This window comes from Bacillus sp. FSL R9-9834, assembly GCF_038006905.1.
In the GTDB taxonomy this organism is placed as follows: domain Bacteria; phylum Bacillota; class Bacilli; order Bacillales; family Bacillaceae_G; genus Bacillus_A; species Bacillus_A pacificus.
Genome location: NZ_JBBOWD010000001.1, coordinates 210315 through 226403, shown reverse-complemented (window position 1 = coordinate 226403; position 16089 = coordinate 210315). Strand labels below are relative to the sequence as shown.

At 34.9% G+C, this 16089-nt stretch carries 14 protein-coding genes; 5 read left to right on the top strand and 9 right to left on the bottom strand.

The window, feature by feature from the left end; translation table 11 throughout:
• Positions 1-311: 311 nt before the first annotated feature.
• A complete protein-coding gene (locus MKY00_RS01280; protein WP_029141034.1) occupies positions 312-1184 on the top strand; it encodes a Cof-type HAD-IIB family hydrolase in 873 nt (290 codons plus the stop codon).
• A 39-nt stretch (positions 1185-1223) separates the two neighbouring features.
• Here MKY00_RS01280 and MKY00_RS01275 read toward each other — a convergent pair whose 3' ends face one another.
• From MKY00_RS01275 to MKY00_RS01250, 6 genes are all read right to left on the bottom strand, one after another.
• Complete coding sequence (locus tag MKY00_RS01275; RefSeq protein WP_016716293.1) at positions 1224-2189, bottom strand: ABC transporter ATP-binding protein; 966 nt, start codon at positions 2187-2189, stop codon at positions 1224-1226.
• Positions 2186-3166 (bottom strand): ABC transporter ATP-binding protein, encoded by a 981-nt coding sequence (locus MKY00_RS01270; protein ID WP_016716292.1) that lies wholly within the window; start codon positions 3164-3166, stop codon positions 2186-2188. Before MKY00_RS01270 ends, MKY00_RS01275 begins: the two co-directional genes overlap by 4 nt.
• Before the next feature lie 10 nt (positions 3167-3176).
• Complete coding sequence (gene opp4C / locus MKY00_RS01265) at positions 3177-4085, bottom strand: oligopeptide ABC transporter permease (protein WP_016716291.1); 909 nt, start codon at positions 4083-4085, stop codon at positions 3177-3179.
• A gap of 13 nt (positions 4086-4098) precedes the next feature.
• Positions 4099-5055: an ABC transporter permease gene (locus tag MKY00_RS01260; protein WP_016716290.1), complete on the bottom strand. Its 957-nt coding sequence runs from the start codon at positions 5053-5055 to the stop codon at positions 4099-4101.
• A 108-nt stretch (positions 5056-5163) separates the two neighbouring features.
• Entirely contained in the window at positions 5164-6891 is a 1728-nt protein-coding gene (locus MKY00_RS01255; RefSeq protein ID WP_000730690.1) for an ABC transporter substrate-binding protein, read from the bottom strand.
• 238 nt (positions 6892-7129) lie between these two features.
• On the bottom strand, positions 7130-8833 hold the full coding sequence (locus MKY00_RS01250; protein WP_016716288.1) for an ABC transporter substrate-binding protein: 1704 nt from the start codon (positions 8831-8833) through the stop codon (positions 7130-7132).
• A 237-nt stretch (positions 8834-9070) separates the two neighbouring features.
• Between MKY00_RS01250 and MKY00_RS01245 the strand changes: the two genes are divergently transcribed.
• Complete coding sequence (locus MKY00_RS01245) at positions 9071-9268, top strand: hypothetical protein (protein ID WP_016716287.1); 198 nt, start codon at positions 9071-9073, stop codon at positions 9266-9268.
• A gap of 243 nt (positions 9269-9511) precedes the next feature.
• Here MKY00_RS01245 and abc-f read toward each other — a convergent pair whose 3' ends face one another.
• Positions 9512-11392, bottom strand: a complete 1881-nt coding sequence (abc-f, locus tag MKY00_RS01240; RefSeq protein ID WP_016716286.1) for a ribosomal protection-like ABC-F family protein — start codon at positions 11390-11392, stop codon at positions 9512-9514.
• A 124-nt stretch (positions 11393-11516) separates the two neighbouring features.
• The gene (locus MKY00_RS01235; protein WP_000830641.1) at positions 11517-11651 is read right to left on the bottom strand and encodes an RAxF-45 family protein; all 135 of its coding nucleotides are present in this window, start codon (positions 11649-11651) and stop codon (positions 11517-11519) included.
• Positions 11652-12070: 419 nt separating this feature from the next.
• Here MKY00_RS01235 and MKY00_RS01230 point away from each other — a divergent pair, with 419 nt between their 5' ends.
• Entirely contained in the window at positions 12071-12199 is a 129-nt protein-coding gene (locus MKY00_RS01230; RefSeq protein WP_003266122.1) for a hypothetical protein, read from the top strand.
• Positions 12200-12333: 134 nt separating this feature from the next.
• Positions 12334-13095, top strand: a complete 762-nt coding sequence (locus tag MKY00_RS01225; RefSeq protein WP_016716285.1) for a DUF4931 domain-containing protein — start codon at positions 12334-12336, stop codon at positions 13093-13095.
• A gap of 503 nt (positions 13096-13598) precedes the next feature.
• On the opposite strand, the gene MKY00_RS01220 is transcribed toward MKY00_RS01225, so the two are convergent.
• The gene (locus MKY00_RS01220) at positions 13599-14132 is read right to left on the bottom strand and encodes a transglycosylase SLT domain-containing protein (RefSeq protein ID WP_000713259.1); all 534 of its coding nucleotides are present in this window, start codon (positions 14130-14132) and stop codon (positions 13599-13601) included.
• A 250-nt stretch (positions 14133-14382) separates the two neighbouring features.
• Between MKY00_RS01220 and MKY00_RS01215 the strand changes: the two genes are divergently transcribed.
• Positions 14383-16032: a DUF2334 domain-containing protein gene (locus MKY00_RS01215; protein WP_016716284.1), complete on the top strand. Its 1650-nt coding sequence runs from the start codon at positions 14383-14385 to the stop codon at positions 16030-16032.
• Positions 16033-16089: the final 57 nt, after the last annotated feature.

Sequence of the window (16089 nt, the reverse complement as noted above, 5' to 3'; positions counted from 1 at the left end):
GCAATATAATTACGTAAATTTTATTACACTTTTTTTACGTTTTTTTATAAATACCCTTAAAAACCTTGTTTTAATGCAATTTCTACTAAGTTTATGTTTGTAATGTTATTGTAACATTACAGTCATATAACGAAATATCGCCATACTCACCTCTACTTTTGTTACAAATTAACATAAATCTTTCATTAATAAAGTGGAATCTATCAAATTCTTACTGATAGTTCATGAGAGGTAAAATACAATCTTTCCAAGATAAGTTTATATGTTTCCTCCATATAACTATGTATAATAAAAACAAAGAGGTGGTCATTTTGAAATTAATCGCATTAGATATGGATGGAACACTACTATCATCTAGTCTTGAAATCTCCAAAGAGAACTTACAAGCTATCCAAACTGCAAAAGAGGCTGGTCATATAGTCATGATTTGTTCTGGTCGTGCAAAAGAGGATGCTTTGAAATTATTGGAAGAATATAAACTATCTCTTCCAGTTGGAGCGAGCAATGGGGCAATTGTTTATGTGGATGGAAAAGTAATTAACTCGCGTTGTTTACAAAACGATAAAGTATACAAGCTTGCAAAATTACTAGAATCTGAAGGTTTTCCTTATAAGCTATATACGAATAAAGGAGTTTATTCTCCATATACATGGCAAGATCAAGTCATGCAAGCGTTCGAAGAGAACAAGCATGCACTAGATGTTACACTTGAGGAACTTGAAAGAATTACAGAAAAACAAAAGAAATCAAACTTAATTACTGATTTCCAAAAAATCGAAGATGTTGTAAATAATCCAGAATTAGAAATATCTAAATTCTTCATTTTGACGTTTAACGCAGAGCATCGTACACAGCTATTAAGCGTGTTACAAGAAGACACCGATATTTCAGTTACAGCATCCGCTCCTACTAATGTAGAAATTATGGATAAGCATGGTCATAAAGGGAACGGTCTACAAGAAATGGCTGCTTATTTCAATATACCAATTGAAGATACTATTGCAATCGGGGACAACTTTAATGATGTGCCAATGTTACAAGTAGCTGGCTTATCAGTGGCAATGGGAAATGCTGAAGAAGATGTAAAAAAACTATGTGATGTTGTCACATTAACAAATAATGAACATGGTGTTGCTCATGCAATCGAGCAATTTGTATTGAAACAAACTTCATCTAGTAAATAAAAAAAGGACTCTTTCAGTTTCTGAAAGGGTCCTTCTCTTTTATACATGATGACAAGCAACAAAGTGCTCTTCACCAACATTACGGAATTCTGGTACCGTTTGTTTACAAATATCTGTTGCAAATGGGCAACGTGTATGAAAGCGACAACCTGAAGGTGGATTCGCTGGACTTGGAATATCACCCTCTAGTATAATTCGCTCTCGCTTCACTGTTGGATCTGGTATTGGCACAGCGGATAACAATGCTTTTGTATACGGATGAAGTGGATTTATAAATAACTCATCACGTGGCGCTGTTTCCACAATCGTTCCTAAATACATAATTCCAATCTTCGTACATAAATGCTCTACTACGCTTAAATCATGTGAAATGAATAAATAAGATAGTCCTTTTTTCTCCTGTAACTCACTAAATAAATTAATGATTTGTGCTTGAATAGATACATCTAGTGCTGCCACAGGTTCGTCAGCTACAATAAATTCTGGATTTAATACCATAGCTCTTGCGATAACGATACGTTGACGTTGTCCACCAGAAAACTCATGAGGGTACCGGTCAATATGATATGGAGCTAAGCCACATAACTCTAATACTTCTGTCACCTTCTCACGAACATTTTCTTTCGTCGCTAATCCGTGAGCTAACATCGGCTCACCAAGCGCTTCCCCAATTCTCATTCTCGGATTTAATGAGCTAAATGGATCTTGGAAAACAAGTTGCATATTAGGACGATGTTTTCTCAATTCGTCCTTAGATAAAGAGTGAACATCTTGCCCTTTAAACTTCACTTCCCCTTCCGTTTTTTGAACGAGACGTAAAATTGTTTTTCCTATCGTCGTTTTTCCGCTTCCCGATTCACCAACGAGGCCGAACACTTCACCTTTATTAATAGTAAAACTTACCCCATCAACTGCTTTTACATGTCCAACCGTTCTACTAAATATGCCGCCTTTAATTGGAAAATATGTTTTTAAGTTTTTTACTTCTAGTAATGGTTCACTCATTGTTCCGCACGCTCCTCATATAACCAGCAAGCAACTTTATGATTCTCATCATGTACATTCAAACTTGGCACTTCTTCTCTACATATTTCCATACAATGCTCACAACGGCCGCTAAAGTAGCAAAACTCATCTAAACCAACTAAATTAGGAACTTGCCCTGGAATAGAATATAGTTTATCTATTCGTTTACCCATCACTGGTTTTGATTTCAACAAACCTTTCGTATACGGGTGTTTCGGATTTTTGAATATCTCTAGTACTGGGGCTTCTTCAATAACTTTCCCGCCATACATAACGACAACATAATCAGCCATTTCCGCTACGACACCTAAGTCATGTGTAATTAATAAAATCGACGTTTTAAATTCTTCTTTCACTTGTCTTAGTAGATCCAATATTTGAGCCTGAATCGTAACATCAAGAGCCGTTGTCGGTTCATCCGCAATTAATAACTTAGGATTACAACTAAGTGCAACAGCAATCATAATACGTTGTAACATACCACCACTTAGTTCGTGTGGATAAGAATGGACGATTTCATCCGCACGAGCTATGCCGACTTTATGAATTAACTCAATCGCCTTCTTATATGCTTCATTTTTACTAAGCAGTTCATGCTCCCTTAACGTCTCTACAATTTGTTCCCCTACAGTAAATACTGGATTTAGCGATGTCATCGGTTCTTGGAAAATCATCGCAATATCATTCCCTCGTAAACTACGAAGCTCTTTCTCTTTCATTCCTAAAAGACTTTTTCCTTCATATAAAATATCTCCACCTACTACACTGCCTGATTCAGCAATAAGTCCCATAATAGATAAAGCCGTTACACTTTTCCCGCAACCAGATTCACCTACAACACAAACAGTTTCACCTTCTCGAACTGTAAAACTAACATGATGCACAGCTTTTACTGTTCCTTCTTCTGTCTGAAAGTGTGTTTGTAAGTCTTTCAACTCTACTACCGCTTTACTCATATTCCCTCACCTACCGTCTCATCTTTGGATCTAACGCATCACGAAGTGCATCACCAAGTAAATTAATGGATACAACTGTTATAAAAATTGCAAAACCAGGCGGAATCCATAACCATGGACGCTTTTGAAAATCAATTAATGAGTTCGCTGCACTAATCATATTCCCCCATGACGGTGTAGGTGGGACGACTCCGAGACCTAAGTAGCTTAGTGCGGACTCACTTAAAATAGATCCAGCCACGCCCAAAGTTGCTACAACAATAAGTAACGGAAAGACATTAGGAATTAAATGATGAATAATTTTTCGAGAATCCTTTAATCCTAATACATCTGCTGCTTGCATAAAGGCTTGCTCCCGCAATGTTAAAATTTGTCCTCTCACAAGACGAGCAAGCCCTGGCCATCCTACTAAACTTAAAATAATCATTACAACATATAAACGGTATTCTGATGGTAATTTCCATTCTGATAAAATCGCTCCCATTATAATAAGTAGCGGTAATCCCGGAATGGACATTAGCACATCCGCAACACGCATAATTAAATGATCCACAACCCCTCGATAAAAACCAGCAATTGCTCCTAATAAAGCTCCTAGTATAACGGATAGTAGCATCGACGCTAAACCAATTGTTAATGAAATACGCCCTGCTTGCATAAGTCTAGTTAAAATATCCCGCCCCAACTGGTCTGTTCCAAGCCAATGTGACAGGCTGGGCGGTTTATTAATTTGTGTTACTTGTACTTTCCCATCTGCATATGGTGAAAAGATTGGACCGATAAAACTAAATAAAAACATAAATATTAAAACGTATAAGCCACACAGTGCCATCTTATTTTTCTTGATTTTTTTATACGCTTGGCGCCATGGTGATGATTCATTTTTCTTTTTCCCTATTATTGGTGTAATAGTCTCCATATCTTTCCCCCCTTTACTTCAATCGAATTCTTGGATCAACAAACGCATATACAATATCAGCTAAGAAATTAGCCATAATTGTTAAACAAGAAAGAAACATTGTAAACGCCATTAATACGGTATAATCACGGAAGTTTAATGCCTCTAATTGAATACTCCCAATCCCTGGCCAATTAAAAATCTGTTCAATAATAATAGCTCCTGAAAATAAACCCGGTAATTCAAAAGCGAGTAATGTAATTGCTGGCAAAATTGCATTTTTCAATGCATGTTTATAAATAACGGTTCTTTCTTTTAAACCTTTTGCACGAGCGGTACGAATATAATCTTGTCTAATAACATCCAACATGCCGGTTCTAAAATATCGTGTTAACGATCCTACACCAAGAAGCGTTAAAATAAATACAGGTAGAATCATATGACGTAATACTTCTAATATGTATGCTACCCCTGTTGAGTTACTCCCAATATCAATCATGCCACCAATAGGTAATAACTTTAAATCAACTGCTAATAATTTAATTAAAAATAGTCCGATAAAGAATGATGGAAATGACATTGCTGCAAAGACACCAATTGTTACCAATCTATCAAACCAAGAGTGCTGCTTTGTTGCAGAAATAACCCCAATAATAAGAGCAATAATCCAAGTGAAAAATAAAGCTGCAACAGCAACAATAAATGTATTCCAAATGAATTTATTAAGTAATGAAGTTACCGGTTCTTGATACTGTAAAGAAAATCCAAAATCACCATGCAAAGCATTCACTAACCAATGAAAATACCTTTCAATAATTGGTTTGTTTAAGCCGTATAATTCCCTTAATTCTTGGGCTCTCTCTGGTGTTAACTTTGGATTTGAATCAATATAATCTCCCGGCAAAAGTGCAAATAAGAAAAAAATAATAATAGATGTACCAAACAATGTAGGGATCATTTGAAGGAACCTACGAATGATATATGTTTTCACCTTTTGTCTCCCCAATCCTATTTACTTAAAAATAGAAGAACATTTTTTCAAAACAGCTACCATTCCATTGCTGTGTGAAAAAACGTCTTCTATTATTTAGGTCAATCCTTATTGTTCAATAGATAATACTGGTAAGTTAGAACTGATGCTATCGTACTTTTCTGGATCAATTCCTTTTATACGTGCATTATGAGCATACAGTAGTTTACGATAGTTTAATAAAATAACTGGTGGATCATCACTTAACTCTTTATACAGTTCTTTATAAATTGCTTTACGTTTTTCAATATCTGTCGTCCCTATACCTTTTACAATCAAGTCATCTACTTTCGGATTACTATAACCCGTATCACTTTTTGGATTAGTCGATAAGTAATCACTTACAACTTCACTTGGATCACTAATTCCTGGTGTTGAAACTGCCGCTAAATCGTAGTCACCTTTCCCTACTTTTGAAAGCATCGTATTAAAGTCCATCAACTCTGGATTTAATTCAACACCGATTTCTTTGTAACTTTCTTTTGCAATTGGAATAAAGATATCATTTGTTTTACCTGTATTTGATGCGTAGTATGTTAATTTTAATTTTTGACCATCTTTTTCACGAACCCCGTCAGAACCTACCTTCCAACCAGCCTCATCTAATAATTTTTTAGCCTTTTCTACGTCGTGTGGATATTTATTAATACCTTCTTCTGTATATGCCCATGAAACTGGCGCAATTGGTACGTTAGCAACAGAGCCATATCCTTGTAAAGCTGTATCCACATACTTCTTACGGTCTAATCCATAAGTAAGTGCTTGACGTACCTTTTTATCTTTCAAATACGATTTCTTATTATTTACATAGATATAAGCAATATCACTTGATGATTCAAGATTAATGTTTGCAAACTCTAATCCTTTTAATTGGTCTATATTCTCAGGATTTGCTCTAAATCCACTATAGTCCAGTTCACCGGTTTGGAATAATTGGAATCCAGTATCACCTGATGTGATTTTGTAAATAAAGTTTTTGATTTTTGGTTTACCTGCATAATAATGTTCGTTAGCAACAAAGCGTACTTCTTGACCTGGAACATATTTTTCAAATTTATATGGACCCGCCGCAATTGGTTGCCCATATAATGCTTTTAAATAGTCTAAACTTGTATTTTGTTTATAATCTTTTCCATAATAAGCTTTTGATAGCACTGGACCACCTAAATTAATTAGCGCCTGTGAATTAACTTTTTCAGTTGTAATTTTAATTGTTTGTGGATCAACAACTTGAATTCCTTCAATAGAAGTTGCTTTTCCTTCTTTATATTCTTTTCCACCTTTAACAGCATACTGAGCAATGTCCATTCCACCTTCATACGCTTTATCATGAAGTAGTGTTAATGTAAATGCTACGTCCTCAGCCGTTAAAGGCGAACCATCACTAAATTTTAGATTTTTACGTAAATGGAATGTATATGTTAACTGGTCAGCAGAAATATCCCATTTTTCTGCAAGGTCCGGAATAGGTTTACTTTGTTTGTCTGTTGTTACTAGTGATGCAAAAATTACAGACGTTACATTTCCATCCCAACCATTCTCTTGGAAATATGGAAGGAAAACTCCCCCTGGCTTAGAAATAGCCGTAATAAAAGTATCCTTTCGCTGATTTGCTTTCTCTGGACTTTTCTTTTTATCTGTAGCTGGAATTGATTCAATCTTAGCGTCTTTTAAGTCTTGTTTTTTTACCGGTTCTGTAGAAGCCGTCTCTTCCTGTCCCCCACAAGCAGATAACACAAGCGAACTACTCAGTAATACCGAAAATACACCAGCCCATTTTTTTGTCTTTTTCTTCATTGTCCCCACCCTAACTTTTTAATAGTGATACCCTTTGAACTTATTAGCTTATGTATGCCTCCCACAGCACATTTATAGCCAATCGGAAAAGTCGGTTTTAATCATAAAAAAATAGATGTTTTTGAGGGGTAACAATCCTATTCCGACCTTTCCGGTAGACTTTATGGTTATTAGCTTATATCTTTCGTTATATTTTGTCAATTCTTTCTAAATAAATATTTTTAGAATTTTTTCAAAATTATTGTTCTATCTTTAATTTAGGTAAACTTAACAAGATACCGTTATAGTTATCTTCTTGTAATCCTTGAATGCGTGCATGATGTGCAGACACAACTTTACTATTATTTAAGAAGATTACAGGCGGATCTTCACTCAACTCCTGGTACAACTTTTTATAAATTTCTTTTCGTTTTTCAATATCTAATGTTTCTAGTGCCTGCTTCGCTAATTCATCTACTTTCGGATTATGGTATCCATCATAGTTTCGTTTACTTGTTGAAACAAACTCCTCAATTGTTCCACTCGGATCATCAATCATTGGCGTAGATACCATTGCTAAATCATAATCACCTTTTATCACTTTTGAAATCATCGTATTAAAGTCCATATATTCTGGGTTAAACTCTACACCAAGCTTTTTATAATCCTCTTTCATCACCGGGATCATTACATCATTTATTTTACTTGCAGAAGAAGCAAAATAACTTACCTTCAATTTTTGACCATCTTTTTCGCGGATTCCATCTGAACCAGCTTTCCATCCAGCCTCATCCAATAATTTCTTTGCTTTCTCTAAGTTATACTCATATTTATTAATACCTTCTTCTGTATACGCCCAAGAAACTGGCGTAATCGGTACATTAACGAGTGAAGCATAACCTTGGAAATACGTATCAACAACTTTTTGACGCTCTAATCCGTAAATAAATGCTTGGCGGACACGCTTATCTTTAAAGTATGGTTTCTTATAATTCATTTTAATGTAGCCGTAAGAGCTTCCTGTATATACATTAATATTGGCAAAACCTAAATCCTTTAACTGTTCAATCGTCTCCGTATTTGTCGTAAAACCATCATAATCTACTTCCCCGGCTTGAAATTGTTGTAGCTTTGTATCACCTTTTGAAATTTTATAAATAAAGTGCTCAATCTTCGGTTTTCCTTCAAAATAATTTTCATTAGCTACAAATCGAACCTCTTGACCAGGAATATATTTATCTAATTTATAAGCTCCTGCTCCCATCGGTTTTCCATATAACTCTTTTAAATACTCCAGGTGCCCTTGTTTATACTCTTTCCCGTAATAAGCTTTAGATATAACTTCTCCACCGATTAATGATAGTGTTTGGGCATTTACCTTTTCAGTCGTAATCGTAATTGTTTTCGGATCAATGACTTGAATTCCCTCAATAAAGGTTGCCTTTCCTTCTTTATACGCTTGCCCACCCTTTATTGCTGTTTGACTTATATCAGTCGCTCCACTATAAGTTGGATCGTGTAATAGCGTTAATGTAAATGCTACATCATCTGCAGTTAGTGGTGATCCATCACTAAACTTTAAACCATCTTTCAAATAGAACGTGTATGTAAGCTGATCCTCCGAAATATCCCACTTCTTCGCTAAAATTGGAATTGGTTTTCCTTCCTTATCGAGTCCAACAAGAGGTGCAAAGATAGCTTGCGTTATATTACCATCCCATCCATTCTCCATAAAGTGCGGAAGGAATATCCCTCCAGGACTCGGCATTCCAACTACAAAAGTATCTTTTCTTTCTTTTGCTTTTACGGGACTTTTTGCTTTGTCGCTCGCCTGAATAAATTCATCTTTTACTTTCGGTACGTTCCCAGCTTCGTTTGTACTCGCTTCCTCTTGACCACATCCGGCTAGTAATACTGATACACTCAAAAATGTAGCAATTGCTCCTTTAAAAACATTTTTCATTGCACTATCACCTTTACCTTCTTAATTTTTAACGATGTAGGAACATAGGACTCCTTTCTACAACCATATTCATTATTCCTATAAAAATAGTATGAATTAATTTCAAGATTATTCCTTTCCTTTAAATATGTCAACCGTTCTCTTTTATTTCTTATTAAAAAATTAAAAATTCACTTCTATTCGTTCCGTATAAAACATAGAATACTAATAACCAATAACCAAAAAGGGGGCGAAAACATGGACAACCTATTCCAATACGTCCTGCACTACGTATTATTAACAATTATGATAGTCGGGGCGCTATTACTATTCCCATTCTTCCCAAAGTTCGTCCTCTTTTTAGCTTTTTTTATTATGCTCGGGATCGCTATTATCATTTCGACAAGAGAAGATACGACACAACAAGAAAACAGAGTTCAGCGTGTAAAGCTGTAACTCTGTTTTTTTGTTTTCAATCATGCTTTGCTGTTACACATACTTATGTCTCGGGAAATAATTAACCGATCTAAAAAGCTCCTAATACTATTTATGTTTCACAACCTATGCAAGTTACGAAACAAAGATTTATCAAATTTACTGTTTCACGTGAAACACAACTTTTATTTATCTCTTAAAGCAAAACAGCAGTATAAAAAGCGAACCCCTTCAGTAAAACTGAAAGGATTCGCTTTTTATTTTTCACTCCACAATATTCTCTAACTCATTATATAACTCCGCTCGTAACAACTCTTTCTTCGTTTTTTCTTCATACAATTGTTCAAGCATTTCAACATCAACTACTTGTTCCATCTTACACTCAAGCGTATATATATCTTCTTCAACATGCATTAACTCGGTTTCAATCTCCTCAATATTCCTAACTTCTTTCTTTTTTACAGGGACTGTTTCCATACTTTTTCTTCCTTGGCGTCGCTGCTTTATCACTTGCGTCTCGAGCTTTTCCTCCCACTTTTGACGCGCCCATGCATAGTTCCCTGCAAACTCAAATAATTTACACTCATCAATCCAATACGTCTTTTCAAATAACTTATTTAAAAAATAACGATCATGTGAAACAGCTAAAATCGTTCCATTATATTGTTCAAGAGCTTCCTCTAAAACTTCTCTTGATTCAATGTCGAGATGATTTGTCGGCTCATCTAAAATTAAAAAATTGATATCTTGATACATAAGTTGCGCAAGTCTTAACCTCATTTTTTCTCCACCGCTCAGTTGCGTTACTTTCTTAAACACCGCTGGACCATAAAATAAAAACTTAGCTAATATATGTCTCGCTTCTCCCTCTGTTACAGCTACACATTCCCTGAAAGCCTCCAATACATTACTCTTCATATTTCCGTACGCATGCTGGGATAAATAACCGATTTTCACACTACTTCCAATTCGAATTTCTCCAGCGTCTGGTTCTATTTCTTCTAATAATAACTTTAATAGCGTTGTCTTTCCTGTACCATTGCGACCAACGATAGCTGCACGCTCTTGAAAACGAACATGTAAATTTGCTTCGTTAAATAAAAGATGTTCCGCAAATCTTTTACTCACTTCTTTCATTACAACAACATCTTTTCCACTTCTCTCTTGCCCTTCAAACTGAAGTCCCATTTGTTTTCGTTCTAAAATAGGTTTCTTTAGTTTTTCCATACGTTCCAGTGCACGTTCCATACTTCTTGCTCTCTTATGCAATCCTTCATTTGGAGGATTCGCCTGATTTGCCCATTCACGTAGTCGCTTAATTGCTTCTTTCATTTTCTTTATTTTCTTTTGCTGTTCTTGATAAGCCTGAAACTCCTGAAGCAACCTTTCTTCCTTTTCCTCAACAAACTGAGAATAGTTTGTATGATACACGTGAATCTCTCCATCTTCTAAATCAAAAATCTTCTTTACAACTTCATCAAGAAAATAGCGATCATGTGAAATAACCATAACTGTTCCGTTGTATTCTTTTAAAAATTGCTCTAACCATTCGACTGCAAATAAATCTAAATGATTGGTTGGTTCATCTAATAAAAGTAAATCTGGTTTCTGCAACAGCATGTATGCAAGGCTTACTTTTGTTTGCTCCCCACCACTTAGCTCCAGAAATGATCGATGGAATAGTTCTGTCACCTGTAAACCATTTGCTACCTTCATAATGTTCGCTTCGATTTCATAACCACCAAGAAACGCAAACTTTTCTTGGATGATTCCGTATCTCTCCATTAATTTTTGTAAAACAGAAGATTCCTGTTCTTCCGCCATATGTTTTTCTAAAGTACGCATTTCTCTTTCTAATTCCTTTTCTATTTTAAAAGCGGAACTCAATACTTCATATACAGTCATACTTTCATCAAATTTCGGAATTTGTGCTACATGCCCAATACGTGTACCTTTCTTTATATGAATGGCACCTGCATCCAAACTTTCCATTCCAGTTAAAAGCTGAAAGATTGTTGTCTTTCCACTACCGTTACGACCAACTAATCCAACACGTTCACCATTCTTTATTTCAAGCGATATATTTTCAAATATGATGTTTCCACCAAAAGATTTCGTTACATTATTTACACTACAAATTGTCATTTTCCGTACTCCTTTCAATATAAAAAACCATGGGGAAGAAACACTCCCCATGGTTTTCGGCATAGAAAAAGGAAGCTAAATAGCTCCCTTTTCACACGTTTATTAAAAATGGGTGAAGAGATTTCTATCGTTCTATAGCTACTATGCAATTGTTAAAAAAGGGCAGACGTATCCCGTTAACAACTACATCATGAAAAATCGCACGACAAAAATAGATAAAATCTAAAAATTTGGCACGTGCAGCTAAAGAACGTTTCATCTCATTCACCTCTTTCGTACGGAATTTAATACTTACTTCTTTATTATACTTTCCCATTCCATGTTTGAATAGTCATTTTTCTGAAAATAATGAAGATAGACTAAACATTTCGATAAGTGACATCAAATCTTACAAAACTGTTATGTTCACGTAATGGAAAGCGATAGTACGAAAAGATGCCTCCCTATACAATAAAGATGTAAACAAAAGAGACACCAAAAGGAGGAAACAATCATGATGAAGGAAATCGTAAAAGCAATCTTTGAGGTATTAGTGAACGGACAAGCAGTTGTAAAAGAACTAAACGAACTATAAAAAGGAGTGAAAGAATATGATGAACATGGTAAAAATGATTTTACACGCTTTAGTTGATGCAAAAGCAGTTAGCCAAGAATTAAACCAACAATAAAAAGGGGTAAATGAATATGAAGAAAGCCATTATTGTAATCGCAAGTACAGCAATTGCCTTTTACACAATAAAAAATAGAAAAAAGAAGCACAATAAAAACGATCTATATTATCCATACACATTATTAAAGAAAAAATAAAAGACAAGGTACCCTATCTTAATGAGGATATCTTGTCTTTTATTTTTCCTATTCCCTTTAAAGGATTTTCCTCTTCTTTTCCCGAATGTATTAAGCGGGATTTTTACACATATTTTAAAGGGGCATATATACAAATGGATACACAACAACTATACTTTTTAAACGATATCGGCAAACAAAAACCAGAAAGCATCCGGAATAGAAGCGCTGCATGTCCTTTTTGTGACAGAGAAAATTTAACGGATATTTTAGCAACTGAAGGCTCAATTATTTGGCTAAAAAACAAATTTCCTACATTAAAAGATACATTTCAAACGGTGCTAATCAAAACAGATAATTGTGAAGATCATATTGCGACATATACAGAAGAACATATGCGATCGTTAATCCGTTTCTCCATTAAACATTGGTTAAACTTACAGAAGAATGAAGAATTCACATCTGTAATTTTATACAAAAATCATGGTCCATTCTCAGGTGGAAGTTTGCATCATGCACACATGCAGATTATTGGAATGAAATATGTAAACTACCTCGATAACGTAGAACAGGACAATTTCCAAGGAGTAATTGTACAAAAGAACGAACACATTGAACTCAACATTTCAGATCGTCCCATTATCGGTTTTACTGAATTTAATATCATTATTGAAGATATTGGATGCATAGATGAACTAGCAAATTATATTCAGCAAACTGTACGTTACATACTGACAGATTTCCATAAAGGATGTAGTAGTTATAACTTATTCTTCTATTACTTAAACGAAAAAATCATTTGTAAAGTTGTTCCTAGATTTGTCGTTTCACCGTTATATGTAGGATATAAAATACCGCAAGTTTCCACAAAACTAGAAGACTTGACACTCCCACGGCTAAAGCCGCAAGCTGACTAACGTCAATGGGATTCTTGCTACCAAAGGCGACGTCTATTTCTAGTATCGCTGACGTGCAAGATTGCGGTGTGCCATCACCACTCCGTATCCAGTGCATCTAGCAGATACGGCACTCGTTCTATTACCAAACGAGTCAGATTGTGAGTTCTCAAATGTGTTTTAGCGTCTTGTACTTGACGACTCAATACATTTTACGGAGCAGAAGAATTTGTTACTCCAACCTCATATGTATTCTGTTTTCAGAGAACAAGATTGTTTTAGAGACTTTTACTTGTCTGTTATGAAAATTATACCATTTCAAATACTTGATGTACAGAACATACTTTCGGTATTTTATCTGTACATCGCATTTGACCTCACTATCATCCCACCCCTAAAGGGGGTACTATCGCACCGTAGTGGGCTTTCCTATTCGGAAAATCTGTAAAAATACAACTAGCAGCGTATTTCACAAAACAAAACGACGTGATTATCCATAAAAAAATAGAGTAGGTATCAAAAACCTACTCTTTAATTACACCTTTATTTCGATAGTACACATCTTCTAATCCGATGTTATACTTCATGTTATTATCCGTCCACTCTGGCCCTAAATTCCCTGGCCATCCAGATGTATTTGCTATATATTTTAATAATGCAAAATCCGTCAAACCTTTTTGCACCCCGCGCTTATATCCTTTCATTAAATGCGGCATTGCAATTTGCGCATTTGTACGTGGATCTTTCAGCTCGTCATCAGTTAAATGATCCGGTGCAAGTCCACCACCGCGATGCAATTGAAACAATCCGAATGAAGTTCCGTTATCTCCAACACTTCTTGGATTTAATCGACTTTCATGTTCGGCAATTGTAAGAGGTATCCATTCTGGAAGATTGACTTTCTTTGCTTCCTCTATAATAATTTGTTTCATCTGTTTTGCTTCTTCTGAGTCAACATAGCTTGTCTCATTTACTAATTTGCCCATTCCTTCAGACTTTCCTTGGAAATATAAGTACACTCCAAGAACAACTAAAAATCCTACAAAGAATTTCTTCACTACCTCTACCTCTTTCTCCGCTGAAATTTGTCCCCTTTCAGCCTTCTTCCCTTTACAATTACCCACATTCTATCATTCTCTTACTCTTTTATCATAGCAAATAACTATACATATTATCATCATGCTTTAGACCGATTTTGTGAAAAAACAGCTGGTAAATACGTGCAAAAATGTAACTTCCATAGACTATAACTTATTTCTTGTATATAATTGTAAATTGAACTCTACATATAGAATAGGAGCAGACCAAATGAAAAAGTGCATAATACTCTTGTTCAGTATTTTACTTCTTATCCCTATCCACACCTTTGCACAAACGTCATCAAAACCAAAAGTACTTGTTTTATATAGTACAAAAGAAGATAAAATTACAAATAATATTCAAATTCTTAACACTCAATTAGGACATTTTACAAACGATATAACTACGAAAAGTTTAAACAAGGCTCATGAAATTACTAATTCATCTTCTTATACACATATTGTCTATATCGGTGAACAAAAAGAAGAGTTTCCTACTGAAGCAAAACAACTTATAGAAAATTTCTCAGGTCCAGTATTAGTTTTAGGGCAAAATATTGAACAATTATCTAATCGCTTTTCATTCATTACCCTAAAGGATAATGATATACGAACTAATAAAATCGAATATCCAAGTAATAAATTAAAAAACACTCTAGAAGAAGAACGTTTGATTCAATCTTTTGATACAAACGGAACTATTCTTGCTAACGCTTTAAGCTCAAATAACAAGAACCCACTAATCGTTCAACATGAAACATCTTACTACGTTGCAACACCAAATCTCTTTGACTGGATTTCTCATTACGTCGGTGAAATGCTATTTTCTTACTTTGGACAAAAACCAACGACAAATAAAGTAGAAGCTTATTTACGTCTTGAAGACGTTCATCCAGCCGCAGATATAAATCAATTAAAAGAAATTGCTGAATTACTAAAAGAGAAAAAGATCCCCTACATGATGACAGTCATACCAGTATATAAAGATCCTGATACAGGAAAGACAGTACATTTAAAAGATAAACCCGAACTAGTCGATCTTTTACGCTCTATGCAAGACGATGGTGCAGCAATTATTATGCATGGTTATACTCACCAATTTTATGATAGCGAAACCGGTGAAGGTTTTGAATTTTGGGACGTAAAAACAGACCAGCCAATTCGTCAACCAAATCATGAACAACCAAAATCAAAAAATGACTTTCCTACTATAGATGCCTATAATGCATACGTAAAAAAAGGGGAAGAATTTGAAGAAAAATATACAACTGATCATATTGAAAAAGGCATTCAAGAACTTGTAGATGCCAAATTATATCCTGTCGCATTTGAAGCACCTCATTACACGATGTCTCAAAAAGGATATGAAATACTATCAAGATACTTTTCAACTTATGTAGGACAACTACAGTTAAGTGATACAACTTGGAAATCCATGCACTCACCATTTTATACAAGTACCCCATCCTTTTTACATGGCATGAAATTAATGCCTGAAACAGTTGGATTTATTGAAGAAGATAAGCCACATGCTATCGCTAAAATGAAAGAACGTGCTGTATCTGTTGCAAAACTATCTGACGGCATTATCGGTGCATTCTATCATCCTTACTTAGGTGTGAAACCATTAAAAGAAGTACTAAAGGATCTAGAAAGTATTCCAAATATAGAATGGATTGATTTACAAAAAGAAACAAATGAAGTAAAAATGAAGGATATTCATATTACTACTAATAAAGATGGCATTCACGTTGAAAAACCAACGAGCGCAAGCGACATAATGGATTATGTAAAACAATATGGATTCTTCCTTATACTTGGTTTCTTCATCATTGTCTTTCTATTGTTATTAAGACGTGCTAAAAAATTAGAATCCTAAAATAAAACCACCAAGCAAAATGCTTGGTGGTTTTTTAACTTAAACCAAAACGCGGCA